Consider the following 25,965-nt stretch of genomic DNA (forward strand, 5'->3'; position numbering starts at 1 on the left):
GCTCCCCGAACAGGACTCGAACCTGTGACCCAATGATTAACAGTCATTTGCTCTACCAACTGAGCTATCGGGGATCGATATGTTACCGGCAATGTAGGGCGATGATGGCTCCCCGAACAGGACTCGAACCTGTGACCCAATGATTAACAGTCATTTGCTCTACCAACTGAGCTATCGGGGATCGGATTCATCGCGTGCTGGCTGTTGGCTCCCCGAGCAGGACTCGAACCTGCGACCCAATGATTAACAGTCATTTGCTCTACCAACTGAGCTATCGGGGAACATCTGTCAGCACGCGGCGTAGTATACGGACTGGATTCGAGGCGTCAAGGGTGAATCGCACATCGGATGAGAATTCCTGGCGCTGAATTTCTCAACGCAATCAATGTGCTGGGCACGCGACCGAAGAGAGCGCCAACCTCGACACGCCCCGCCGAGAGGCCTTTCGACCTGCCCCGGCTGCCTGCGCTGCGCCCGCCACAGGCAAGACGTGGCGCGAGCGGCAACCTCCGCTCGTCGCGTTGACACCCCCGCGCATTCGGCTTAGCGTCAATTCATTATAATCAATAGCGCCTTTTGACCGGCCCCGCGGTCCGTCAGAGGGCGACGACAACAACAAGATCTTTCAGGAGGTGCCCATGACGGCACGCGATACCTCGACCCGCAAGCCCTGGTACCAGCGCATCCCCCACCCCGCCATTCTGATCTTCTGCCTGCTCTGCGCGGTGTGGCTGCTGACGCAGATCATTCCCGCCGGCACCTATGAGCGTCATGAGATCAACGGGCGCAGCGCGGTGATCCCCGATACCTTCCATCTGATCGACCAGCCGGCGCCGTCGGTGCTTCAGATCTTTCACGCCATTCCGCTGGGCATGATCGCCGCGGCCAGCGTCATCGTCATCGTGTTCATCGGTGGCGGGCTGTTTCGGGTGATGGAGGCGACCGGCGCGTTGGAGAATCTGGTCGGCACCCTGGTCAAGCGGCTGGGCCGCGAGCGCCCCACGGCTCTGGTATGGCTGATGACCTTCGTCTTCGGCGGGCTCGGCGTGGCCGTGGGCTACGAGAACAACATTGCGCTGATCCCGCTGGCAGTGCTGCTCGGCCTGGCCCTGGGCGGCGACCGTCTGGTCGGCACCGCCATCGCCCTCGGCGGCGTGGGGATCGGCTTCGCCACTTCGCCGATCAACGTCTATACCGTCGGCGTCTCGGACCAGATCGCGCAGCTGCCGCTGTTCTCCGGCGCCGGGCTGCGCAGCGTGCTCTGTGTGGGCGCGCTGGCCCTGCTGGCCCACCACACCAGCCGCTACCTGAAGCGCGTGCGAGCGGATGCCGAGACCTCGCTGCTCGAGCGCGACGAGCGCGCCGGCAGCCTGGACAAGCCGGTCGAGAGCTACCGCCTGCGTGCCGCCGATATCCGTGTCCTCGCCACCTTCGTCGTCGGCCTGGCGATCATGCTCTACGGAGTCTTCGCCCACGGCTGGTACATCAATGAGATCTCCGCCGTGTTCGTGGCCATGGCGCTGGCCATCGGCGCCATGGCCAAGCTCTCGCCTTCACGCATCAATCAGTACTTCTTCGAGGGGGCGGCCTCGGTGACCAGCGGCGCGCTGCTGGTGGGCTTGGCCCGCGCGCTGCAGGTGATGATCGAGCAGGGCCATATCGGCGACACCATCGTCCATGGCCTGGCCGAGCCCCTGGCGGGCCTGCCGGTGCTGGTGTCGACCCTGGCGATGACCCTGGTGCACTCGGTGATCAACGTCTTCATCCCCTCCGGCAGCGGCCAGGCCATGGCCACCATGCCGATCATGATCCCGCTCTCCGACCTGATCGGCATGACCCGCCAGACCGCGATTCTGGCCTTTCAGGTCGGCGACGGGCTGACCAACATGGTGGTGCCCACCTCCGGCGGCACCCTGGCGATGCTGGCGATCGCCCGCGTGCCTTACGACCGCTGGGTGCGCTTCTTCTTCCCACTGCTGGTCCAGGTATTTCTGCTCAGTTGGCTGGTGCTGGCCTTCGCAGTGGCGATCGGCTGGGGGCCGGCGTGAGCCGCAAGCGCTCGGATCAGATCGCCGAGGGGCTGCGCCAGCGCATCCTCTCCGGCGAGCTGCCGCCCGGTGCCCGGCTGGAGAGCGAGGCCGCCTTGAGCGCGCGCCTGGACACCAGCAAGTGGACCCTACGTGAGGCGCTGAAGTCGCTCGAGACCCAGGGTCTGATCCGGATCCGCAGCGGCCCCGGCGGGGGTGCCAGCATCACCGAGGTGAGTGCATCCACCGCCAACGAGCTGTTGTGGAACTTTTGCTTCAGCCGCGACCTGTCGGTGGCGGATATCTACGCCCTGCGCAAGCTGCTGGAGCCGGCGCTCGCCCGCGAGGTCACGCCGCTACTCGACGCCCCCACCCTGGCACGCCTGAGCGCCACCGCCGGGCGCTGCTGCAGCCAGCGCCCGGAGGGGCGCGGTGTCGCCGAGCGCGAGGACGAGCTCGATTTCCACAACCTGCTCGCCGCGGTCTCGCCCAACCCGCTGCTGCGCTTTCTGATCGAGTTCCTCAACGGCCTGCTGCTCAAGGTGGTGGCAGCCCAGCACCACGATCCGGCGCTGGCGGGGATCGATATCAACTACCACGGCCACGACTATCATCTGGAACTGATCGAGGCCTTTCACGCCCGCGACGCCGAGCGCGCCGAGGCCGTGATGTATGCCCACATGCAGGCCGCCGAACGCTACATGGGCGAGCTGACTGCGCTCAGCCAGCGCGCCGGCGGCCACCAGGACGAGGAGACGAGAGACCTATGACGACACCTTCCGCGGATACCAACCACGCCCCGCGCACCCACTACACAGCGACCGAGATGCTCGCCGAACTGGTTGCCTTCGATACCGTTTCGCGCCACTCCAACCTGGCGCTGATCGAGTTCATCGAGCGCTATCTCACCGCCCACGGCGTGGAGAGCTGGCGCGTAGAGAACGACGACGGCAGCAAGTCCAATCTGCTCGCGCGTATCGGCCCCGCGGTCGAGGGCGGCGTGGTGCTCTCCGGGCATACCGACGTGGTCCCAGTGGATGGCCAGCCGTGGAGCACTGACCCATTCACCCTGACTGCCCGTGACGGCAAGCTCTACGCCCGCGGCAGTTGCGACATGAAGGGGTTCATCGCCTGCGCCCTGGCAGCGGTGCCACAGTGGACGGCAACAGAGCTGTCCAAGCCGGTATGGTTGGCATTCTCCTACGACGAGGAGATCGGCTGCCTCGGCGCACCGCGCATGATCGAGCGCCTGGTGGCAGACTTCCCACGCCCCGCGGTGGTGGTGGTGGGCGAGCCGACGCTGATGCACCCGGTGACCCAGCAGAAAGGCATCACCTCGCTCAAGACCGTGGTGCACGGCGTGGAGTCGCACTCCAGTCAGGTCGACCAGGGCATCTCGGCGATCCATGTCGCGGCGCGCCTGGTCACCCGCATCGAGGAGATCATGGCCGAGATGGTCAGCGAGGGAGAGACCAACGCCGACTTCAACGTCGCCCACTCGAGCCTCCACGTCGGCCGTATCCAGGGCGGCACCGCGATCAACATCATGGCCCGGGAGTGCAGTTTCGAATGGGAGATCCGCCACCTGCCCGAGCAGGGCTTCGACGCCGTGTTCTCGCGCTTCGACACCTTCAGCCGACGCCTGGAGCAGGAACTGAAGGCCCGCGATGCACGCTTTGCCATCGAGACCACGCCGCTGACGCACACCGTGCCCGGCCTCGCCGGCAGCGACAACCGTGATGCCATCGCCCTGTGCCGACATCTGCTGGGCGAGCGCGAGACCCAGGCGGTGGCCTACGCCACCGAAGCCGGCCAGTTCCAGAACGCCGGGCTCGAGGCGATCATCTGTGGCCCCGGCAGCATTGCCCAGGCGCACCAGCCGGACGAGTTCATCAGCGAAGAGCAGCTCGCCCAGGGCGAAGCTTTCATGCAGCGCCTGGGTGAATACCTGCAGGCGTGATGTGTGAGGAGCGAGCCATCAGGACGCCACACCAGCACGAGGCGGACGCGCAAAAGATCGCGTACGGCAACGAACGAGATCGCGCAGAGAACAATAACGAACAGGAGAAAGATCGGATACCGCGGGGGGAGTTGGTGGCTACGCCCTGATTCGAACAGGGGACCCCATCATTATGAGTGATGTGCTCTAACCAGCTGAGCTACGTAGCCATCCGGGGTCGTTGCCGTAAGGCAACGGTGGCGCACTATACCGGTGACGGGTCGCGACCGCAAGCCCTTGATCGCAAACCCTTGCCATGGCGGCCGTTCCCGAACCGCAGCGGTTCGGGAACGGCGCCATCAGCCGCGCTGGCTCACAGCCCCAGCGACTGCTTGACCGCCGGCAGTCCCGGTTGACCGTCCACCGTGGTCACGCCCTCGAGCCATGCCGTCAGGGTGTCCGGATGCGCCTTGAGCCACGCCCGGGCCGCGTCTTTCTCGTTCTGGCCCTCGTCCATGATCGCCCCCATCACCTGGTTTTCCATCGTGAGGGTGAAGCTCAGGTTGTCGAGCAGCTGGCCAACGTTGGTGCACTCGTCGGAATAGCCGGCGCGGGTATTGGTGTAGACCGTGGCGCCGCCGTAGTCCGGCCCGAAATAGTCATCGGCCCCGGACAGATAGCCCATGTCGAAGTTGGTGTTCATGGGGTGCGGCTCCCAGCCGAGGAAGACCATCCACTCCTTGTTGCGGGTGCGCGCCTTCAGCTCGGCGAGCATGCCGGCCTCGCTGGAGTCGACCAGCTGCCAGTCGCCCAGCCCGTAGGCATCGTCGTCGATCATCTTCTGGATGATCATGTTGCCGTCGTTGCCGGCTTCGATGCCGAACAGCTTGTGGCCGAACTGGTCGGCATGGGCGTCCAGATCCTTGACCGAGGTGACGCCGGCATCGAGCACGTACTGCGGCACTGCCAGGGTGTACTTGGCGCCTTCCAGATTGGCCCGCGGACGCTCGACCTCGCCGCGCTCGATGTAAGGGTCGCTGATCGATGCCATCGACGGCATCCAGTTACCCAGGAAGACATCGAAATCGCCGTTCTTCATCCCGGCATAGGCCACCGGCACGGAGACGGTGTCGGAAGACGGCTTGTAGCCCAGCCCCTCGAGCACCACGCTGGTGAGCGCGGTGGTGGCCTGGATATCGGTCCAGCCGACTTCGGCGAAGTGCACGCTCTGGCAGCTTTCCGGCACCGCCGCCTGGGTGGCGGCGCTGACGCTCAGGCTGGCGCCGGCGAGGGCCAGCAGTAGCGACTGTCGTTTCATGCAAGATCTCCCTGATACGAAAATGACGCCCACGCCTGAACTGCATCACCGTTGCGCAGTGCCCGAGCACCCCGGCTCGAGCGCCGCACGCAGCCCTGGCTGCTGGCGGGCGACTTCCCGACTGTTGTGTGGCTTGCGGTTGAGAATCGGCCAACTCAATAACCAGTGATTATCGAATCATGCCATTTAGATTCGGCATCACAATAGCAGATTTTTTGTTGATTGACCGTTCAATAAAAAAATCGCATAATGCCGCTATCCTTACGTCGAAGCGCCCTGGCGCCAATTTGAGTATCCGCCGTTTCAGACCGCAGTAGGAGAGCCCTATGCCGAAAGTCGGAATGCAGCCCATTCGTCGCCGGCAGTTGATCGAGGCGACGCTCGAGGCGATCGACGAAGTCGGTCTGGCGGATGCCACCATCGCCCGCATCGCCCGGCACGCCGGCGTCTCCACCGGCATCATCAGCCACTATTTCGATGGCAAGGATGGGCTTTTGGAAGCCACCATGCGCCATATCCTCGGCGATCTCGGCAGCGCCGTCAGCGAGCGCCGCCGCATGCTGGGCGAGGCGCCACCCCAGGCTCATCTGCACGCGATCATCGACGGCAACTTCGATCGCAGCCAGACCAGCCGCTCGGTGATGAAGACCTGGCTGGCGTTCTGGGCCAGCAGCATGCACCACACCAACCTGCAGCGGCTGCAACGGGTCAACGATCGCCGACTATATTCCAATCTGAGCAGCCAGTTCCGCCGCGTGCTGCCCAAGCGCCAGGCGCGCGATGCGGCCCGCGGGCTGGCGGCACTGATCGACGGGCTATGGCTGCGCGGCGCCCTGGCCCAGGAGGGGCTCGACGTGGACCGCGCCAGGCAGCTGGCCTACGACTACGTGCGTGAACAGCTCGACACGCCGCAACGCGCCCAGCGCCGCACCAGCGACTACGCCTGAGCCGGGCAGTCGCTCGCCACCCAGATTCGCATCAGACACTCGACTTCGAAGGGAGACCACCATGGCACGACTCGAGACGCAGACACTCTACATCGATGGGCGTCGTACGCCGGCCAGCGGCGAGGCCACCTTCGACGCCATCAACCCGGCCAACGGCGAAGTGATCGCCAGCATCCAGCAAGCCAGCGCCGCGGACCTCGACAAGGCCGTCGCCAGCGCCGCCCGCGCCCAACGCGAATGGGCCGCCATGACCGGCATGGAGCGCTCGCGCATCCTGCTCAAGGCGGTGGCCCTGCTGCGCGAGCGCAACGACGAGCTGGCCGAGCTGGAGACGCTTAACACCGGCAAACCGATCAGCGAGACCGCCAGCGTCGACGTGGTCACTGGTGCCGATGCGCTGGAGTATTTCGCCGGCCTGGCCCCGGCCATCGAAGGCAGCCAGATCCCGCTGCGCGAGGACTCCTTCGTCTACACCCGGCGCGAGCCGCTGGGCGTGATCGGCGCCATCGGCGCCTGGAACTACCCGATCCAGATCGCCTGCTGGAAAGCCGCGCCGGCGCTGGCCGCGGGTAACGCGGTGGTGTTCAAGCCGAGCGAGGTGACGCCGCTGACCGCGATGAAGCTGGCCGAGATCTTCACCGAAGCCGGCCTCCCCGACGGCCTGTTCAACGTGGTGCACGGCGATGGCAGCGTCGGCGCGATGCTGACCGAGCACACCGGCATCGCCAAGATCAGCTTCACCGGCGAGGTCGGCACCGGCAAGAAGGTGATGTCGGCCGCCGCTGGCTCGACGCTCAAGGACGTCACCATGGAGCTGGGCGGCAAGTCGCCGCTGATCGTATTCGAGGATGCCGATCTCGACCGCGCCGCCGACGGCGCGATGATGGCCAACTTCTACTCCAGCGGCCAGGTCTGCACCAACGGCACCCGGGTGTTCGTGCAGCGCTCGGTGAAGGAAGCCTTCGAAGCCAAGATCGTCGAGCGCGTCGAGCGTATCAAGGCCGGCGATCCGCTCGACCCGCAGACCAACTTCGGCCCGTTGGTGAGCTTCGAGCACCTGGAGAAGGTGGTCGGCTATCTCGATATCGCCAAGCAGGATGGCGCCCGGCTGCTGATCGGCGGTTCGCGCCTGACCGAGGGTGACTTCGCCCAGGGCGCCTGGGTGGCGCCCACGGTCTACACCGACTGCAGCGACGAGATGCGTATCGTGCGCGAGGAGATCTTCGGCCCGATGATGTCGATTCTGGCCTTCGATGACGAGGAAGAGGTGATCCGCCGCGCCAACGACACCGAGTACGGCCTGGCCGCCGGCCTGTTCACCGAGGGGCTAAACCGCGCCCACCGGGTGATCCATCGCCTCGAAGCGGGTATCTGCTGGGTCAACACCTGGGGCGACTCGCCGGCGGAGATGCCGGTGGGCGGCTACAAGCAGTCCGGTATCGGCCGCGAGAACGGCGTCGAGACGCTGGCGCACTATACTCAAACGAAGTCGGTGCAGATCGAGATGGGGCCCTTCGCCTCCGTGTTCTAGGTATGACGTGCCAGACACGACGTTCTGGACACCACGAGACGACGTCTAGGCAACGATCTAGACGATGAGAGGCTGGCGGGCCGCCACGGCCCGCTGCCCTCTCCCCCGCCTGCCCCCGCGGCTTCTCTCTCACCCCTTTGCTGACTCAAGGAGCGTGTGTATGCAACAGGCTCGCGAATACGACTACATCATCATCGGCGCCGGTTCCGCCGGCAACGTGCTGGCCACCCGCTTGACCGAGGACCCCGAGGTCAAGGTGCTGCTGCTCGAGGCCGGCGGTCCCGACTACCGCTTCGATTTCCGCACCCAGATGCCGGCGGCACTGGCCTTCCCGCTGCAGGGCAAGCGCTACAACTGGGCGTTCGAGACCGACCCCGAGCCGCACATGGATAACCGCCGCATGGAGTGCGGCCGCGGCAAGGGCCTGGGCGGCTCCTCGCTGATCAACGGCATGTGCTATATCCGCGGCAACGCGCTGGACCTGGACAACTGGGCCAAGCGTCCCGGGCTCGAGGACTGGCGCTATCTCGACTGCCTGCCCTACTACAAGAAGTCGGAGACCCGCGACATCGGTCCCAACGACTTCCATGGCGGCGATGGCCCGCTCTCGGTGACCACGCCCAAGGCGGGCAACAATCCGCTCTACCAGGCCTTCATCGATGCGGGCGTGGAAGCGGGCTTCCCGCGCACCGATGACCTCAACGGCGCGCAGCAGGAGGGCTTCGGTCCGATGGACCGGACGACCACCCCCAACGGGCGGCGTTCGTCCACCGCGCGGGGCTATCTCGATATCGCCAAGCAGCGCGATAACCTGACCATCGTCACCCACGCCACCACCGACCGCATCCTGTTCGAGGACAAGCGCGCGGTCGGGGTCAACTACCTGCACAAGAACCAGCCGCAGCAGGCGCTGGCGCGCCGCGAAGTGCTGCTGTGCGGCGGCGCGATCGCCTCACCGCAGATCCTGCAGCGCTCCGGTGTGGGCAACCCGGCGCTGCTCGAGAAGCACGGTATCGAGGTGGTCCACGATCTCAAGGGCGTGGGCGAGAATCTGCAGGATCACCTGGAGATGTACATCCAGTACGAGTGCAAGAAGCCGATCTCGCTCTATCCGGCGCTCAAGTGGTACAACCAGCCCAAGATCGGTGCCGAGTGGATGTTCCTGGGCCAGGGTGTGGGCGCCAGCAACCAGTTCGAGGCCGGGGCCTTCATCCGCACCGACGATCGCGAAGAGTGGCCCAACCTGCAGTACCACTTCCTGCCGATCGCGATCAGCTACAACGGCAAGAGCGCGGTGGAGGCCCACGGCTTCCAGGCGCATGTCGGCTCGATGCGCTCGGAGAGCCGCGGCCGCGTGCAACTCACCGACCGCGATCCGCGGAGCGCGCCCAGCATCCTGTTCAACTACATGTCCACCGAGCGCGACTGGGAAGAGTTCCGCGCCGCGATCCGGGTGACCCGCGAGATCATCAACCAGCCGGCGATGGACGAGTTCCGCGGCCGCGAGATCGCCCCCGGACCGGACGTGCAGAGTGACGCCGAACTCGATGCCTTCGTGCGCCAGCACGCCGAGACCGCCTACCACCCCTGCGGCACCTGCCGCATGGGTACCGGCGAAGACGCCGTGGTCGACGGCGAGGGCCGCGTGCACGGCCTGCAGGGGCTGCGGGTGATCGATGCCTCGATCATGCCGATCATCGTCACCGGCAACCTCAACGCCACCACCATCATGATCGCCGAGAAGCTGGCCGACCGCGTGCGCGGCAAGACGCCGCTGCCGCCGGCCGAGGTCGACTACTACGTCGCCAACGGCGCTCCGGCACGCAAGACGCCGGCACGCGCGTCCTGACCCTCTTTTTCTCGCGTTTCCGAGTCTTCAGCCCGGCCACGATGGTCGGGCTTTTTTGTCGTCGCACGGCCAAGATTCCGAGGATCGAACCCGTGTGTGCAGGTTGCGCATTTCGTGAACACTGTTCCGTTAGACTGCGAATCTGTTTAGCCTGTCACGGTTTGCGTCTACGCTTCTGGCGCAGGCTCATCACGAACGCCGTCCAAGGATTGCCGCCGCCCATGTCGTCTTCGCCTACTCAACGCCCTCGTCGTCCGCTGCGCTGGTTGCTGCTGATTCTGCTGCTGGTGGTGCTCGCCGGGGTCGCCTATCACCTGTTGCTGGCCCCGGCGGACAAGGCTACCCCGCCCGCCCGCGCAGGTGCCCCGGCCACCGCGGTGTCGGCGGTCAGCGCCAGCCGCGGCGATCTGCCGCTGCGCCTCAGCGCCCTGGGTACCGTACGCCCGCTGCGCAGCGTCGATATCCGCACCCGGGTCGAGGGCGAGCTGACCGAGGTGGACTTCAACGAAGGCGACCGGGTGGAGAAAGGCGAGCTGCTGGCAAGGATCGACCCGCGCGACTATCAGGCGGCGCTGGCCCAGGCCCAGGGCCAGCTGCGCCAGAATCAGGCCCAGTTGGCCTCGGCGCAGGAGGATCTGGCGCGCTATCAGAAGCTGATCTCCACCAACTATGTCTCGCGTCAGGAGCTCGAGCAGCAGCGCCAGCTGGTGCGTCAGTACGAAGGTAGCGTGGCCGCCGACCAGGCGGCGGTCGACAGCGCCCAGGTGCAGCTGGACTACACCCGGATCACCGCGCCCTTCAGCGGCGTGGTGGGTATCCGTAACGTCGATCCCGGCAATATCGTGCAGTTGGGTGACAGCGACCCCATCGTCACCCTGACCCAGCTCGACCCGATCTCGGTGATCTTCTCGCTGCCCAGCCGCTACGTCGACACCGTGCGGGCGCGCCTGGCAGCCGGCGAACATCCGGCGGTGAGCGTGACCGGCCCCGACGGCCAGACCGTCAACGGCCAGTTGACCAGCGTCGATAGCCGCATCGACAGCGCCACCGGTACCATTCGCCTGCGCGCCACCCTCGACAACCCCAGCGGCGGCCTCTACCCCAACGCCTATGTCGACGTCAGCCTGATCTCGCAGACCCTGCGCGACCGCGTGATCGTACCCGAACCGGCGATTCAGACCGGCCAGAACGGCGACTACGTCTACGTGGTCAACGCCGATGACAGCGTCAGCCGCCGCGAGGTCGAAGTGAGTGCCAGCGAGGACCACCAGAGCGCCATCGCCAGCGGCCTCGACGCCGGCGAGCGCGTGGTGGTGGACGGCGTCGACAGCCTGCGCGACGGCGCCAAGGTGCGTGTGGTCAGCGATGCCCTGCCGGGGGAGTCCACCGACGACAGTGGCAGCGCCAGCGCTGATGAGCCGGGTGGCAATAACGCTGGTGATAGCGGCGGAGATAGTGGCGAAGATAGCGGCGGAGATGGCGCCGAGACCAGCGCCACCCAAGGGGCGGCCTCGGCCGCGCCGGCAGGAGGCGCGGACGGCAGCGCCTCATGAATCCCTCTCGCCTGTTCATCCTGCGCCCGGTCGCCACCTCGCTGATCATGCTGGCGATCCTGATCGCCGGCGCCCTGGCCTATCGCCTGCTGCCGATCTCGTCGCTGCCGGAGGTGGACTTCCCCACCATCCAGGTGACCACGCTCTACCCCGGCGCCGGCCCGGACGTGATGCTCTCCCACGTCACCTCGCCGCTGGAGGATCAGCTGGGCGAGATCGCCGGCCTCGAGGACATGAGCTCGACCAGCACCGGCGGTGCCTCGCTGATCACCCTGCGCTTCGCCCTCGACTCGGACCTGGGAGTCGCCGAGCAGGAGGTTCAGGCCGCGCTCAGCCAGGCCGAGACCCTGCTGCCGGACGATCTGCCGCGCCCGCCCAGCTACAGCAAGGTCAACCCCGCCGACGTGCCGATCATGACCCTGGCGGTGAGTTCCAAGAGCCTGCCGCTGACCCGGGTCTACGATCTGGTCGACACGCGCATGGCGCAGAAGATCGCCCAGATCAGCGGCGTGGGTCAGGTCAAACTGGCCGGCGGCCACCAGCCGGCGATAAGGGTCAGCGTCGACGCGCGCCAGTTGGCCGCCCACGGCCTCGATCTGGCCGCGGTGCGCAGCGCCATCGCCGCGGCCAACGTCAATCAGGCCAAGGGCACCCTCTACGGCCCTTACCGCGCCTATACCATCGACGCCAACGACCAGCTGCTCTCCGCCGACGGCTATCGCGACCTGATACTCAAGAGCGATGCCAACGGTGTGCTGCGTCTGGGCGATGTCGCCGAGGTCGAAGAAGGGGCTGAAAACGCCTATCTCTCGGCGCGTGCCAACCAGGACGGCGCGATCCTGATCGACGTGCTGCGCCAGCCCGGGGCCAACGTGGTCGCGGTCGCCGACAGCATCAAGCGCACCCTGCCGCAGTTGGAACGCACGCTGCCCGGCAGCGTCGACGTGCGCGTGCTCACCGACCGCACCACCACCATCCGCGCCGCGGTCAAGGATGTGCAGTTCGAGCTGATGCTGGCGATTGCGCTGGTGGTCATGGTCACCTTCCTGTTTCTGCGTAACATCCCGGCCACGCTGATCCCCAGCCTGGCGGTGCCGCTGTCGCTGGTGGGTACCTTCGGCGCCATGCAGCTGGCCGGCTTCAGTCTCAACAACCTCACCCTGATGGCACTGACCATCGCCACCGGCTTCGTCATCGACGACGCCATCGTGGTGCTGGAGAACATCACCCGCTACATCGAGAAGGGTGAGCGGCCGCTGGCCGCCGCGCTCAAGGGCTCCCGCCAGATCGCCTTCACCATTCTCTCGCTGACAGTATCACTGCTGGCGGTGCTGATTCCGCTGGTTTTCATGAGCGGCGTGGTCGGGGTGCTGTTCCGCGAGTTCGCACTGACCCTGGCGATCTCGATCGTGATTTCGGCTTTCGTTTCGCTGACGCTGACCCCGATGCTCTGCGCGCGCTGGCTCAAGCATCGTCCGGAGGCGGTCGAGGAGAGTGATGACGAGGCGCTGGTACGCGGCCGCCAGGGTCTGTTCGGGCGGGTGACCCGTGGCTACGAGCACGCCCTGAACTGGGTGCTGCGCCACCAGGGCCTTACCCTTGGCGTGGCCGTGGCCACCCTGGCGGTGACCGGGCTGCTGTTCACGCTCACCCCCAAGGGACTGTTTCCGGTACAGGACACCGGGGTGATCCGCGGCATCACCACCGCCACCCAGTCGACCTCGTTCCACGCCATGTCGGTCCGCCAGCAGCAGCTGATCGACCGCCTGCTCGCCGATCCGGCGGTGGCGAGTCTCTCCTCGAGCATCGGCATCGACGGCACCAACACCACTCTCAACAGCGGCCGAGTGACGATCAACCTGAAGCCGCTGGATGCGCGCGACGACCTCCAAACGGTGCTCGCCCGGCTGCGCCAGGCGAGTCAGGGCATACCCGGGCTGACGGTGGCGCTGCAGCCGGTCCAGGATCTGACCCTGGAAGACACCATCAGCCGCTATCCCTATCAGTTCGCGCTGACCCAGGGTGACCGCGCCACCCTGGACGCCGACGCCGCCAAGCTGCTCGCCCGGCTGCGTCAGGCGCCAGCACTGGCCGGCGTCTCCAGCGACGTGCAGAACGCCGGGCGCAAGCTCCAGGTGACCATCGACCGCGCCCGTGCCGGGCGTCTCGGCGTCAGCGTCGCCGATATCGACGACGCGCTCTACGATGCCTTCGGCCAGCGCCTGGTCTCGACCATCTTCACCCAGGCCAGCCAGTACCGGGTGGTGCTCGCCGCCAACCACGCCGACAGCGATGGCCCGGCAGCGCTCTCGCGGCTCTACGTGATCAATGCCGATGACGAACGCATCCCGCTGACCACTCTGGTCAGCCTGCACGAGACCACCACCCCGCTCTCGCTGCAGCGACAGAACCAGTTCCCCTCGGCGCTGATGTCATTCGCCGTCGCCGATGGCTACTCACTGTCGCAGGCCTTCGCTGCGGTCGACCAAGCGGCGCAGGAGAGCCTGAGCGCGCAGACCACGCTCAGCTATCGCGGCGCGGCGCTGGCCTACAACGATTCCACCGGGGATACCCTGTGGCTGATCCTGGCCGCCATCGTCACCATGTATATCGTGCTGGGGATTCTCTACGAGAGCTTCATCCACCCGTTGACGATTCTCTCGACCCTGCCCTCGGCGGCGATCGGTGCCCTGCTGGCACTACAGCTGAGCGGCGGCGCGCTGGGTCTGGTCGCGGTGATCGGCATCATCCTGCTGATCGGTATCGTCAAGAAGAACGCGATCATGATGATCGACTTCGCCCTCGAGGCGCAGCGCGAGCGCGGCATGGCCCCGGCCCAGGCGATCCATACCGCGGCGCTGCTGCGCTTCCGGCCGATCATGATGACCACCTGTGCCGCCCTGCTCGGGGCGCTGCCGCTGATGTTCGCCAGCGGCTACGGCGCCGAGCTGCGCCAGCCGCTGGGGTTGACCATGGTCGGCGGGCTGCTCTTCAGCCAGCTGCTGACGCTGTTCACCACGCCGGTGGTGTATCTGTTCTTCGACCGCCAGGCGGCGCGCTGGCGGCGAGACGCGCCGAACACGGCCGCCGACGAGGTTGAGGCATGAGTCTCTCGGCCCCCTTCGTCCGTCGCCCGGTGGCCACCCTGCTGCTGGCGCTGGCGGTGGTGATGCTGGGCTCGCTGGCCTACGAGCGACTGCCGGTGGCGCCGCTGCCCAACGTCTCCTTTCCCACCATTCTGGTGATCGCCAATCTTACCGGCGCCAACCCGGAGACCATGGCGTCGAGCGTGGCGACCCCGCTGGAGCGCTCGCTGGGGCGGATTCCCGGGATCACCCAGATGACCTCCAGCAGCAGCAGCGGCTCGAGCCGGATCATCGTCCAGTTCGATCTCGACAAGGACATCAACGTCGCCGCCCAGGAGGTCCAGGCGGCGATCAACGATGCCCAGCCGCTGCTGCCCAGCGCCATGACCAGCCGCCCCAGCTACCGCAAGCTCAACCCTTCGGCGGCACCGGTACTGATTCTCTCGGTCACCTCCAACACCCTGCCCACCGGCGAGCTCTACCGCCTCGCCGATACCCAGATTGCGCCACCCATCGCCCAGGTCCAGGGCGTCGGCGACGTCAGCGTCGGCGGCAGCTCGTCACCGGCGGTGCGCGTCGCCCTCGACCCGCGCCGGCTCAACCACGCCGGTATCACCCTGGACGCGGTGGCCGGAGCGCTGCGCGCCGCCACCACCCAGTCGCCCACCGGCTTCGTCCAGAACATCGACCACCGCTGGGAGATCGACACCGACTCGCAGCTGCTCGAAGCCAGCGACTACGACCAACTGGTGATCAAGCGCGGCACGGATGGCGCCGAGGTACGCCTGGGCGATGTCGCCACCATTCGCGATGGGGTCGAGGATCGCTACAACGTCGGTTTCCAGAACGACCGCCCGGCCGTACTGCTGATAGTCAGCGCGGCCAGCGGGGCCAATATTATCGAGACCATCGCCGGGGTGCGCGAGCGGCTCGTCACTATCCGCTCGGCGCTGCCGGGGGATGTCAATCTCAGCGTCGAGCTCGACCGCGCGCCGGGTATCCAGGCGTCGCTGCACGAGACCCAGCTGACGCTGCTGCTGGCGATCGCGCTGGTGGTACTGGTGGTCTTTCTCTTTCTGCGCAACGCCCGCGCCACCATCATCCCCAGCGTCGCCATTCCGGTCTCGCTGGTGGGCACCTTCGCCATGATGCGGGTGTTCGACTTCTCCCTCGACACCCTGTCGCTGATGGCGCTGATCGTCTCGATCGGCTTTCTGGTCGACGACGCCATCGTGGTGGTGGAGAACATCGCGCGCCATATCGAACGCGGCGTACCGCCGCTGCGGGCGGCGCTGGATGGCGCCCGCGAGGTGGGCTTCACGGTCACCGCGATGAGCGTCTCGCTGGTGGCAGTGTTCATCCCGCTGCTGCTGCTGGGCGGCTTCATCGGGCGGCTATTCCACGAGTTCGCGGTCACGCTATCACTGGCCATCGCGGTATCGCTGCTGGTCTCGCTGACGCTGACGCCGATGCTCTGCGCGCGCTGGCTCAAGCCCAGCCGCGCCCAGGAGCCGCGCTGGTCGCGGGCGCTCGCCGGCTTCGGCCGGCGCTGTCTCGACCTCTACGCACGCAGCCTGGACATCGCGCTCAGACACCGCCGGCTGACGCTGCTGTCGCTGCTCGGCGTGATCGTGCTCAACGGTTATCTCTACGTCGCGGTGGACAAGGGCTTCGTGCCGGAGCAGGACACCGGGCGTCTGCTCGGCACCATGCGCGCCGACCAGGCGCTGTCGTTCGACGCTGCCTCGGACAAGCTGCGCCAGGTCCGCGAGCGCCTCACCGCCGACCCCGCGGTGGCCAGCGTGCTGGGCTTCATGGGCGGTCGCGGCCCGGGCCGCGGCGGCGCCTCGGCGACGCTGTTCATTACTCTCAAGCCGCAGCGCACCCAGTCGACCCAGGCCATCGGCAACCGCCTGATGGCCGGTCTCCAGGGCATGCCCGGGGTCAGCACCTTCATGTTCCCGCTGCAGGACATCCGCGTCGGCGGCCGCTCGACCAGCGCCTCGATGTACGAAATCACGCTCAAGAGCGATGATCTGGCCCTGCTAGGCACGTGGTCGAAGAAGGTGCAGACGGCGATGGAGAGCGTCGACGGCATCACCGCCATCGACAGCGACAACCGCGGCGAGGGGCAGTCGGCCAAGCTGGTGGTGGATCGCGACCTGGCCGCGCGCCTGGGCGTCGACATGCGCAGCATCGATACCGCCCTGGGCCAGGCCTTCGCCCAGAGCAAGGTCGCCAGCCTCTACGACGCCGACGAACAGCGCTACGTGGTGATGGAGGTGGCGGCGCCCTATCGCCAGGCGCCGGAGGCGATCGGCGATCTCTACGTCAGCGGCAAGGACGATACTCTGGTGCCGATCTCAGCGTTCAGTCATATCGAACGCAGCACCACACCTGTCAGCGTCAACCACCAGGGGCAGTTCGCTGCCACGACGATCTCGTTCAACCTTGAGGATGGAGTCTCCCTCGGCGAGGCCACCGCGCGCATTCGCGCAGCGGTCGACGCGCTGCGCCCACCCACCGCGATCCAGGTCGATTTCGAAGGCAGCGCCGGCACCTTCCAGAGCGGCATCGAAGCGATGCCGTGGCTGATCCTGGCGGCGCTGGTCACCGTCTACCTGGTGCTGGGCATCCTCTACGAGAGCTATATCCACCCGCTGACGATTCTCTCGACGCTGCCCTCGGCGGGGGTCGGCGCGCTGCTCGCGCTAATGGCGCTGGATACGCCGTTCACGCTGATCGCGCTGATCGGCATCATCCTGCTGATCGGGGTGGTCAAGAAGAACGCCATCATGCTGATCGACTTTGCCGTGATCTGCGAGCGCGAGCAAGGCATGAGCCCGCTGGAGGCGATTCGTCACGCCGCCCTGGTGCGCTTCCGTCCGATCATGATGACCACCCTGGCGGCGATTCTGGGCGCCCTGCCATTGCTGCTGGGCACCGACGAGAACGCCGCCCTGCGTGCTCCGCTGGGGATCACCATCATCGGCGGTCTGGTGGTCAGCCAACTGCTCACGCTCTACACCACGCCGGTGGTCTATCTCTATCTCGACCGCCTGCATCGGCGCCTGCGCCCGCGGCAGCTGGCCAACGAGCACGCCGACTGAGCACGCCGACTGAGCGCTGGCGAGGAGTAAGGCTCGCCGCGTTCAACCGGCGTGACGATAGCGCCCCTTGCCGGCGCGCTTGGCCTGATAGAGGGCGGCATCGGCGCGATCGATCAGCTTCATCAGCCGCTCGGCGTCCAACTGACGGAGGTCGGCCTCGCGTGCAATGCCAATGCTCATCCCCACCCCGGGATAGGTCTTGTCGAGCGCCTTGATGGTCGCCAGCAGGCGCTCGGCGATCTCCGACGCCAGGAACTCGCTGGCGCCGGACAGTAGCAGCAGAAATTCGTCCCCACCCCAGCGCACGACGAGATCCTGCTGACGCAACACCTGCTGAAGGAGTGCCGCCACGTCCACCAGCAGGGCGTCGCCGGCCTCGTGGCCTTGGTGGTCATTGATCTGCTTGAAGCCGTCCAGATCGATATAGTAAAGCGTCGCTGGCAGCGCGCCCGCGACACTGCGGCGCAAGTCATCGACCCGGCGATAGAAGCCGGGACGATTGTGGAGGCCGGTCAGATAATCGTGTTCCGCCTGGAAGCGGCTGCGGCTCTCCCCCAACAGGGCCCGCTCGGCGAAGCCATTGAGATAGCAGCTGAACCATAGCGTGGCCAGCCAGTAGACCGGCCCCTGGGCGACGAAGATCCAGTAGGCACCCTCCGCCTGGAACGGCACCGCCAGCTTGAGCGGCACATCGGCGAGCAGCACCAGCAGGACCGACAGCCGCGGCCGGCCAATGCACAGGGCGGGAAATGAGCTGGATACCACCAGCAAGGTACCGATGGCGACCAGCTGCAGCGGTGGTGGCGCCTCCATGAGGGCATAGACACCGAGCCCGCCCAGTGACAGCGCCCATAGCAGCACGAGAATGAGAATCCCGTCCACCGGCGCGCTCTGGCCGCGCTGCGCGCGTCGCTGACGCCAGTGGTACTCCAGGACTCGGCCGGCCATCAGCCCCAGGTTCAATATCACCCAGGCCAGCATGAACGGCGATGGAGTGGTGATCAGCATGGCCACGCCGGCGAGCAAGGTGCACGTCATCCCCGCCAACAGCAGCGGCAGATGCATGATGGCGCCACCACTGAGCCTTTTTATCACCTCGTCCGGCAACGCACGATCGCAGCCGTTGAGCCAACGCAGGAATCGATACCGGGGCAGGTCGAAGTTCATGCTGTACGAGCGCCGACCCAGGGCCACGAGACGCAAGAGGAGTTTCATTCAGGCTTCCGTTGAGGATCGCGTGCGATCGATGGATGGTGACCGGTGATCGACGACGGCCATCGCGTCGTATGTCTCTGCGCCCCTAGTGTGCCCTCGACTCGTCTAGGAGCCTATCGGCAGGCGGTCAGGCACGCTGAAGCGAGCCCGCCTAGCCCAAAAGGATAAGAGCCGTGACGCTAGCCAGCCGGCCTGCGATCCGCTAGTCTGAAAACCAAATTCAAACGCTCGTCTGAATTTGTGGGAGCGTCCCCCGCAGCGGTGTCTGCGGCCGGCACTCCCGACGTCTTCTCCTGCGGAGTTCGCCATGATCACACTGCTGCTTCTCGTCGCCGCCATCGTCGGCTGTCTGGTCGTCATGCGTCGCGAGGCCGGCGCCCTGCCGGCCGTCGCGGTACTCGCCGTTCTCGGCGTACTGGGGCTGGTTCTGGATGCCGAGATCATCGGCGTCGTGCTGCTGATCGCCGCCGCCGGCATCGCCATCTGCGGGCTCAAGCCGCTGCGCCGGCTGTGGCTGTCGCCACGTCTGTTCAAGGTGTTCAAGAAGATCGCGCCCAAGGTCTCCGAGACCGAGCGCGTGGCGCTGGATGCCGGCACCGTCGCCTGGGACGGCGAGCTGTTCAGCGGCCGCCCGGACTGGAAACGCCTGCTGGCGTTCGACAACCCCGGCCTGAGCGACGAGGAGCAAGCCTTCATCGATCACCAGTGCGCGGTCGCCGCCGGCATGTGCAACGCCTGGGAGATCGCCCGCGAGCGCGCCGACATGCCCCCCGAGCTGTGGGATTATCTGAAGAAGGAGCGCTTCTTCGGCATGATCATTCCCAAGGCCTATGGCGGCCTCGAGTTCTCGGCCAAGGCGCAGTCGGCGGTACTGCAGAAGCTCGCCTTCAACGAGACCCTGATGAGCACCGTCGGCGTGCCCAACTCGCTCGGCCCGGGTGAACTGCTGCTCAAGTACGGCACCGAAGAACAGAAGAACCACTACCTGCCGCGCCTGGCCGACGGCCGTGACATCCCCTGCTTCGCGCTGACCGGGCCGCGCGCCGGCAGCGACGCGACCTCTATCCCCGATGTGGGTATCGTCTGCCGCGGCATGCACGAAGGCAAGGAAGTGCTCGGCCTCAAGCTCACTTTCGAGAAGCGCTGGATCACCCTGGCCCCGATCGCCACCGTGGTCGGCCTGGCCTTCCGAATGTTCGACCCAGACAACCTGCTCGAACGCGGCGAGAGCGATATCGGCATCAGCTGTGCGCTGATCCCGCGTGAGACCGAAGGCATGCAGATCGGCCGCCGTCACCATCCGATCGGCAGCCCGTTCATGAACGGTCCGATCCGCGGCAAGGATGTGTTCATCCCGCTCGACTACCTGATCGGCGGGCTGGAGATGGCCGGCCAGGGCTGGCGCATGCTGGTCGAGTGCCTCTCCGTGGGGCGCTGCATCACCCTGCCCTCCGGCGCTGCCGGCACCGGGCGCTACGCGGTGGGCTGGACCGGCGGCTTCGCGCGGATCCGGCGCCAGTTCAACATCGCCGTGGCCGACATGGAGGGGGTGCAGGAGCCGCTGGCGCGTCTCGCCGCCAAGGCCTATATCTCCCAGGCCGCGGTGATGCAGACCGCCAACACCATCGACCACGGGGTCAAGCCGGCGGTGCCCTCGGCGATCCTCAAGAGCCAGCTGACCGAATTCCAGCGCGAGATGATGATCGACGCCATGGACGTGCATGGCGGGCGTACCGTGACCCTGGGGCCGCGCAACTACCTGGGGATCGGCTTCAGTGCCACGCCGGTGTCGATCACCGTCGAGGGCGCCAACATCATGACCCGCAACCTGATGATCTTCGGTCAGGGCGCGATCCGCTGCCATCCTTACGTGCTCGACGAGCTGGCGGCCAAGGACAGCAATGACTTCGCGGCGTTCGACAAGCTCTTCTTCCGCCATACCGGGCTGATCTTCGGCAACGCCGCGCGCGCCTTCACCCAGGCACTGGGACTCGGCCGCGCCGAGGTACCGTTCGACTCCCTGGCCAAGCCCTATGCACAGGAAGTGGCACGCCTCTCCTCCGCGTTCGGGCTGTGCGCCGACGCCGCCATGGCCAGCCTGGGCGCCAAGCTCAAGCAGCGTGAGATGATCTCGGCGCGCCTGGGCGACGTGCTCTCCAACCTCTACCTGCTGTCGATGGTGCTCAAGCAGTGGCACGACAGTGACCGGGTCGACGGTGAAGCCGCGCTGTTCCACTACAGCTGCCGCTTCCTGCTCAACCGCGCCGAGCAGGCCCTGGTGGAGCTCTACGAGAACCTGCCCAACCGCGCCCTGGCCCATCTGCTCGCTGGCATCACGATGCCGCTGGGGCGCCGCTGGCACAAGCCGCAGGACAGCCTGACCCGCGATATCGCCAAGGCGATCTCCACCGACACCGCGCTGCGTCACAAGCTCACCCGCAATACCTGGGACAGCTGGGAAGAGGGTCAGCAGGAGAACCCGCTGGCGCGCTACAACGCGCTGCTGGCCAACGCCGAGCGCGCCGAGACGATCTATCGCACGCTGGCCAAGGCGCGCGCCAAGCGCGAACTGCCGGAAGCCGCGCTGCACCCCGAGCAGTGGATCGAAGCGGGTCTCGAAGCCGGCCTGCTGAGCGAGGAGGATGCCGTATTCATGCGCGCCCACGAGGCCGAGGTGCTGGACATGCTGACGGTCGACGACTTCGACTTCGACGCCTTCACCAGCCAGCAGCCGAGTGCCAACCACGAGCGCCAGACCCACACCACGCCGGCGTGAATAGGGGCTGGGGGCCAGCAGTAATGATCCCCAGCCTCTCTCTCCCCAAAGGCCGCGGCCCCGTTCGAGAACGGGGCCGCGTTTTTTTTGCGCGCCCGGTGCGCGTTGAGAGGCTCGGGCTGGCAGCCGATGACGATCCGACTACTGCTCCAGCACCTGCAGCTGGACGTCGGCGGTGCCGTCATCGATCAGCCCCAGCTTCTCGGCGGCCCGCTGCGACAGGTCGATGATCCGCCCGGGGACGAAAGGCCCGCGGTCGTTGATACGCACGATGGCGCTGTCCCCGGTGCTCAGATGCGTCACCTTGACCCGGGTGCCGAACGGCAGCGTCTTGTGCGCCGCCGTCATCGCCTGGCCATCGTAGGGTTCACCGCTGGCGGTCAGCCGCCCTTCGAAATAGGGCGCGTAGTAGGTCGCTTCGCCGACCCGGCGGCGCTGGTTGGGCACCGGGCGTGGCTCGCGCGTATGCGCTACCACCGGTCCCGGCCCCTTGCGCTTGCCGGCAGCCTTGCCGGTGGTACTGGTCGCGGCCGGCGCGGCGTCCGTCTGGGTGGCCTGGGGCATGGCGCAGCCGGCCAGCAGTAGCCCCGTGGCGAGCGCGGCAAGCAACGGCCGCCACCCGAGTGCGGCACGCCCAGACGGCACCGGCGGCGGATCAGCGCGGGATGAATCGGCACCGGGCAGGTGGTCGCGAACGACGGCGCTAGCCCGAGCGGGCGCCGTGGAAACATCGAGCGTGGAGACATCGAGCATAGAAAAATCGATGGTGGCCATAAATTGCAGGTCTCTCGGCAAGCGGGTCGCGATGGCGGATCGCGGAACATCACGGCTGACGGAAGCTGCGCTCATGATAGCGGCCAAATGAGCAAGATGAGAGGAATCGCGGTGAGCGTGACCACCGCCGACAGCGGCAGCCCCAGCTTCCAGTAATCGCGGAAACGATAGCCCCCCGGCCCCATCACCAGGGTATTGGACTGATGCCCGATCGGGGTGAGAAAGGCGCAGGAGGCGCTCACCGCCACTGCCATCAGGAACGGATCGAGCGAGACCTGCATGCCGCTGGCCAGATTGGCCGCGATCGGCGCCATCAATAGCGCCGCGGCGGCGTTGTTGATGACGTTCGAGAGCAGCAGGGTCAACACGAACAGCGCCGTCAGGGTGACCACCGGCGGCCAGCCGCTGCCCGCCGACATCATGGCGTCGGCGATCATCTGCGCCCCGCCGCTGGTCTCCAGCGCCTTGCCCACCGGCAGCATCGCCGCCAGCAGCACGATCACCGAGCCCTCGATCGCGTCATACCCCTCCCGCAGTGGCAGCACGCCCAGGGCCAGGGTGATCAGCGCCGCCAGCGACATGGCGATGGCCGCGGGCAGCAGATCGAACACCATGGCGGCGATCGCCAGCGCGAAGATGCCCACCGACAGCCACAGCTGGCGCGGCTGCCCCAGCGCCAGCTTGCGACTGGCCAGCGGTAGGCAACCCAGCGTCGACAGGCTCTCGCTCAGGTTGTTCTCGTCGCCCTGCAGCAGCAGGACATCGCCGGGCTGGAAGCGCACCTCGCGCAGGCGCTGCTTGAGCCGGGTACCATCGCGGGAGACCGCCACCAGATGCAGGCCGTGCTGGTTGAGCAGGCGCAGTTGGGAGACGGTGCGGTTGATCATCATCGAGTCGTTGCGCACCACCACTTCGACCAGCTGCAGCTCGTCGGCATCGAGCCGGGGCGGCGCGGCGGCGCTGTCCTCGTCATCCTCGCCGCTGGCGCTGATGCTCAGCCCCGCCTTGTCCTCGAGCAGCTTGAGATCTTCCGGGCCCGCCTCCAGCAGCAGGATGTCGCCGGCGGCCAGGGGCCCAAAGAAGCGGTGGCCGGAATAACGCTCTTCGCCACGCAGCACTGCCAGTACCGGCACCGGGTCGCCGCACACCTCGCGCAACTCGCGCAGGCCCCAGCCCACCGCCTTGGCGTCCTCGTTGACGTGCAGCTCGCTGAGATAGGCCGAGGTCTCGAACAGCTCGTCGGCGGATGCCTGGCCCTGGCGCTGCGGCGTCAGCCGCCCACCCAGCAGGATCATGAAGGCGAACCCCGCCAGCGCCACGGCGCCGCCCACCGGGGCGAAGTCGAACATGCTGAAAGGGCCCTCGCCCTGCCCGGCGCGGAAGGCACTGATGATGATATTGGGCGGCGTGCCGATCAGCGTGATCAGCCCGCCCAGCAGCGAGCCGAAGGCCAGCGGCATCAGCAGCAGCGAAGGCGAGGTGTCGTGCTCGCGGGCGACGCGCACCGCCACCGGCAGCAGCAGCGCCAGCGCACCGACGTTGTTCATCATCGCCGAGAGCAGGATCACCGTCGCCGTGAGCACCGAGAGCTGCCAGATCGGGCGACTACCGGCCTTGAGCGTCTTCTCGGCGATCCAGTCGACCACGCCGGCGTGTTCGAAGCCACGACTCAGAATCAACACCGCGGCGACGGTGATCACCGCCGGATGGCCGAAGCCGGAAAATGCCTGATCGGCGGGCACCAGCCCCAGCAGCACGCTCGCCAGTAGCGCCGCCATGGCCACCATGTCGTAACGAAAGCGGCCCCAGACGAAGGCGACCAGGGTCAGAAAGAGGACCGCGAAGACCCAATAGGCATCCTGCATGGGTATGACTCCTTGTCGTGCACTGCTGCCCTCCCGGCAACAGGTTTGGTAGGCAAACCACCTGCCGAGCCTGCCCGCAGCAGCGAAAAAGCCGGCAGCGCCCCAGAGGCGCTGCCGGCTTTTGCAGCATAGGTCATTGTCACGCCGACGGCCGTGCGCCGGCGCTTGCGGGCACGGCTCAGGGGATCAGAATCGTCGACCCGGTGGTGCGTCGCGCCGCCAGAGCCTCCTGCGCCTTGCCCGCGTCGGCCAGATCGAAACGCTGGGCGATATCCATCTTGACCTTGCCGCTCTCGAGCAGATCGAACAGATCCAGGCTCATCTCATCCAGCCGCTCAGGCGTGTCGGCGTAGCCGTTGAGGCTAGGGCGGGTCAGATAGAGCGAGCCCTTCTGGTTGAGAATGCCGATATTGACCCCCTCCACCGCGCCGGAGGCGTTGCCGAAACTCACCATCAACCCGCGCGGGGCGAGACAGTCGAGCGAGGTGGTGAAGGTGTCCTTGCCCACCGAGTCGTAGACCACCGGCACCATGGCTCCGCCGGTCAGCTCGCGCACCCGCTCGGCGACGTTCTCCTTGCGGTAGTTGATCGTCGCCCAGGCGCCGTTGCGCTTGGCCAGCTCGGCCTTCTCGTCAGAGCCCACGGTGCCGATCACCTTGACGTCGAGCGCCTTGGCCCACTGGCAGGCGATCGAGCCCACACCGCCGGCCGCGGCATGGAACAGGATCGTCTCGCCGCCCTCCAATGGAAAGGCCTGGCGCAGCAGGTACTGCACCGTCAGCCCCTTGAGCATCGACGCCGCGGCGATCTCGAAGGAGATGTCCTCGGGCAGCTTGACCACTTTCTCCGCCGGCAGCACGTGCAGCTGCGAGTAGGCGCCGAGTGGCCCCTGGGCATAGGCCACGCGGTCACCGACAGCAAGGTGGGTCACGCCTTCACCCACTGCCTCGACCACCCCCGCCCCTTCGGTGCCCAGCCCGGACGGCAACGACGGCGCCGGATAGAGCCCGGTGCGGAAATAGATATCGATGAAGTTGAGGCCGATGGCACGGTTCTCGACGCGCACCTCGCCCGCCTGGGGCGCTGCCGGTTCGAAGTCGACATACTCGAGCACCTCGGGGCCACCGGTGCGAGAAAACTGAATGCGCTTGACCATGAACTTTCCTTGTGGAGAAACGGGTTGAGCTGGGCGTACTTGGCGTGCGTCGTGGTATCGGACGACACGAACCTCAGTCCTGTCGATACCTCAGTCCTGTCCAAACCCTCATCCAAGCGCCATTCGCCAGCCGGGTCAAGCGACACGCCGCGAACGGGCCGGTTTGATGCTCGGAGGCTCGGCCCGCTCGATGGGGTCAGATCACGCTGTGGGGAAAGCGCTCCAGCGCGGCAACGAAGCGCTGCTTGTAGGATTCGAAGGTCTCCGGGTCGGCCTTGAAGGTCTTGACGATGCCGTCGCCGTCGAAGCGCACCACGCCGGGCAGCTTCCCGCCCTTGGGCTCGGGATGACGCGGCGCCAGACCGACAAGCATGCCGCCCTCGGCATCGATCCAGCGGGTGATGCCGCAGTCACGGAAAAAGCGCTGTGCCTCGGCGTCATTGGCGAGCACGCGCAGCGGCGCCTTCTCGGCGAGCAGACGGATCAGGCGCGCACTGTGCTCGCTATGGCCGTCGCCCTGGGGTGTCGAAACCATCGCCAGCTCCATGCTGCGACCCTCGACGTCGGCGGAGACCAGCGCCAGGCTCAGCACCTGGCGGTCATCGTCGGTCAGCGCGAACAGCCGTGCCGCTTCCTGCTCGAACAGCACACCCAGGGTTCCGGCGAAGGTGACCAGCGGCGCCAGCCCCGCTTCACGGCCATAGACATTGGCGCACAGCTGGGCCAGGCACGCCTCGCGGCTCTCGGGATTCTTCACATGAACGACTTTCATCGGACTCTCCGCACGCATCGACTCGGCCCCGCCCGCGCTGACGATCG

Annotated in this window: 16 protein-coding genes and 4 tRNA genes; 10 read left to right on the forward strand and 10 right to left on the reverse strand. The window is 66.6% G+C overall.

Going from position 1 to position 25,965, the window contains the following annotated elements; all coding sequences use genetic code 11:
- Nucleotide 1: 1 nt before the first annotated feature.
- The 3 genes from J0A90_RS03330 to J0A90_RS03340 all read right to left on the reverse strand — a co-directional run bounded on the left by J0A90_RS03330 (nt 2) and on the right by J0A90_RS03340 (nt 281).
- A tRNA-Asn gene (locus J0A90_RS03330) sits at nt 2-74 on the reverse strand.
- Nucleotides 75-105: 31 nt separating this feature from the next.
- Nucleotides 106-181: transfer RNA gene (locus tag J0A90_RS03335), tRNA-Asn, on the reverse strand.
- A gap of 24 nt (nt 182-205) precedes the next feature.
- Nucleotides 206-281: transfer RNA gene (locus J0A90_RS03340), tRNA-Asn, on the reverse strand.
- Between the two features lie 357 nt (nt 282-638).
- Here J0A90_RS03340 and J0A90_RS03345 point away from each other — a divergent pair.
- From J0A90_RS03345 to argE, 3 genes are read left to right on the forward strand one after another with little or no spacing between them, the layout of a single operon-like run.
- Complete coding sequence (locus J0A90_RS03345) at nt 639-2,048, forward strand: YfcC family protein (protein ID WP_207037134.1); 1,410 nt, start codon at nt 639-641, stop codon at nt 2,046-2,048.
- Nucleotides 2,045-2,797, forward strand: a complete 753-nt coding sequence (locus tag J0A90_RS03350; RefSeq protein ID WP_207037133.1) for an FCD domain-containing protein — start codon at nt 2,045-2,047, stop codon at nt 2,795-2,797. Before J0A90_RS03345 ends, J0A90_RS03350 begins: the two co-directional genes overlap by 4 nt.
- Nucleotides 2,794-3,987 carry an acetylornithine deacetylase gene (gene argE, locus J0A90_RS03355; protein ID WP_207037132.1) on the forward strand — a complete coding sequence of 398 codons (1,194 nt, stop codon included), beginning with the start codon at nt 2,794-2,796 and terminating at the stop codon, nt 3,985-3,987. The genes J0A90_RS03350 and argE overlap by 4 nt, the downstream gene beginning before the upstream one ends.
- Before the next feature lie 132 nt (nt 3,988-4,119).
- On the opposite strand, the gene J0A90_RS03360 is transcribed toward argE, so the two are convergent.
- Together J0A90_RS03360 and J0A90_RS03365 are read right to left on the reverse strand one after the other, a co-directional pair.
- Nucleotides 4,120-4,196 (reverse strand) — tRNA-Met (locus tag J0A90_RS03360).
- Between the two features lie 143 nt (nt 4,197-4,339).
- Complete coding sequence (locus tag J0A90_RS03365; protein WP_207037131.1) at nt 4,340-5,284, reverse strand: choline ABC transporter substrate-binding protein; 945 nt, start codon at nt 5,282-5,284, stop codon at nt 4,340-4,342.
- 326 nt (nt 5,285-5,610) lie between these two features.
- Here J0A90_RS03365 and betI point away from each other — a divergent pair, with 326 nt between their 5' ends.
- From betI to J0A90_RS03395, 6 genes are all read left to right on the forward strand, one after another.
- Entirely contained in the window at nt 5,611-6,231 is a 621-nt protein-coding gene (gene betI / locus J0A90_RS03370; protein ID WP_207037130.1) for a transcriptional regulator BetI, read from the forward strand.
- A 61-nt stretch (nt 6,232-6,292) separates the two neighbouring features.
- Nucleotides 6,293-7,762 carry a betaine-aldehyde dehydrogenase gene (gene betB, locus J0A90_RS03375; RefSeq protein WP_233076465.1) on the forward strand — a complete coding sequence of 490 codons (1,470 nt, stop codon included), beginning with the start codon at nt 6,293-6,295 and terminating at the stop codon, nt 7,760-7,762.
- A 160-nt stretch (nt 7,763-7,922) separates the two neighbouring features.
- Nucleotides 7,923-9,611 carry a choline dehydrogenase gene (gene betA, locus J0A90_RS03380; RefSeq protein ID WP_207037129.1) on the forward strand — a complete coding sequence of 563 codons (1,689 nt, stop codon included), beginning with the start codon at nt 7,923-7,925 and terminating at the stop codon, nt 9,609-9,611.
- Nucleotides 9,612-9,832: 221 nt separating this feature from the next.
- Nucleotides 9,833-11,164 (forward strand): efflux RND transporter periplasmic adaptor subunit, encoded by a 1,332-nt coding sequence (locus J0A90_RS03385; protein WP_207037128.1) that lies wholly within the window; start codon nt 9,833-9,835, stop codon nt 11,162-11,164.
- Nucleotides 11,161-14,271, forward strand: coding sequence for an efflux RND transporter permease subunit (locus tag J0A90_RS03390; RefSeq protein ID WP_207037127.1), 3,111 nt, complete (start codon nt 11,161-11,163; stop codon nt 14,269-14,271). Before J0A90_RS03385 ends, J0A90_RS03390 begins: the two co-directional genes overlap by 4 nt.
- Nucleotides 14,268-17,360: an efflux RND transporter permease subunit gene (locus J0A90_RS03395; protein ID WP_207037126.1), complete on the forward strand. Its 3,093-nt coding sequence runs from the start codon at nt 14,268-14,270 to the stop codon at nt 17,358-17,360. Before J0A90_RS03390 ends, J0A90_RS03395 begins: the two co-directional genes overlap by 4 nt.
- A 42-nt stretch (nt 17,361-17,402) precedes the next feature.
- On the opposite strand, the gene J0A90_RS03400 is transcribed toward J0A90_RS03395, so the two are convergent.
- Nucleotides 17,403-18,575: a diguanylate cyclase gene (locus J0A90_RS03400; RefSeq protein ID WP_207037125.1), complete on the reverse strand. Its 1,173-nt coding sequence runs from the start codon at nt 18,573-18,575 to the stop codon at nt 17,403-17,405.
- A 307-nt stretch (nt 18,576-18,882) separates the two neighbouring features.
- Here J0A90_RS03400 and J0A90_RS03405 point away from each other — a divergent pair, with 307 nt between their 5' ends.
- Nucleotides 18,883-21,351: an acyl-CoA dehydrogenase gene (locus J0A90_RS03405; protein WP_207037124.1), complete on the forward strand. Its 2,469-nt coding sequence runs from the start codon at nt 18,883-18,885 to the stop codon at nt 21,349-21,351.
- A 141-nt stretch (nt 21,352-21,492) separates the two neighbouring features.
- On the opposite strand, the gene J0A90_RS03410 is transcribed toward J0A90_RS03405, so the two are convergent.
- From J0A90_RS03410 to J0A90_RS03425, 4 genes are all read right to left on the reverse strand, one after another.
- Complete coding sequence (locus tag J0A90_RS03410) at nt 21,493-21,960, reverse strand: septal ring lytic transglycosylase RlpA family protein (RefSeq protein ID WP_233076467.1); 468 nt, start codon at nt 21,958-21,960, stop codon at nt 21,493-21,495.
- 236 nt (nt 21,961-22,196) lie between these two features.
- Entirely contained in the window at nt 22,197-23,990 is a 1,794-nt protein-coding gene (locus tag J0A90_RS03415) for an SLC13 family permease (protein WP_207037123.1), read from the reverse strand.
- Between the two features lie 178 nt (nt 23,991-24,168).
- Nucleotides 24,169-25,146, reverse strand: coding sequence for an NADPH:quinone reductase (locus J0A90_RS03420; RefSeq protein WP_207037122.1), 978 nt, complete (start codon nt 25,144-25,146; stop codon nt 24,169-24,171).
- Nucleotides 25,147-25,342: 196 nt separating this feature from the next.
- A complete protein-coding gene (locus J0A90_RS03425) occupies nt 25,343-25,918 on the reverse strand; it encodes a hypothetical protein (protein WP_207037121.1) in 576 nt (191 codons plus the stop codon).
- Nucleotides 25,919-25,965 lie beyond the last annotated feature (47 nt).

The sequence above is a fragment of the Salinicola sp. DM10 genome, from assembly GCF_017306975.2.
Lineage (GTDB): Bacteria > Pseudomonadota > Gammaproteobacteria > Pseudomonadales > Halomonadaceae > Salinicola.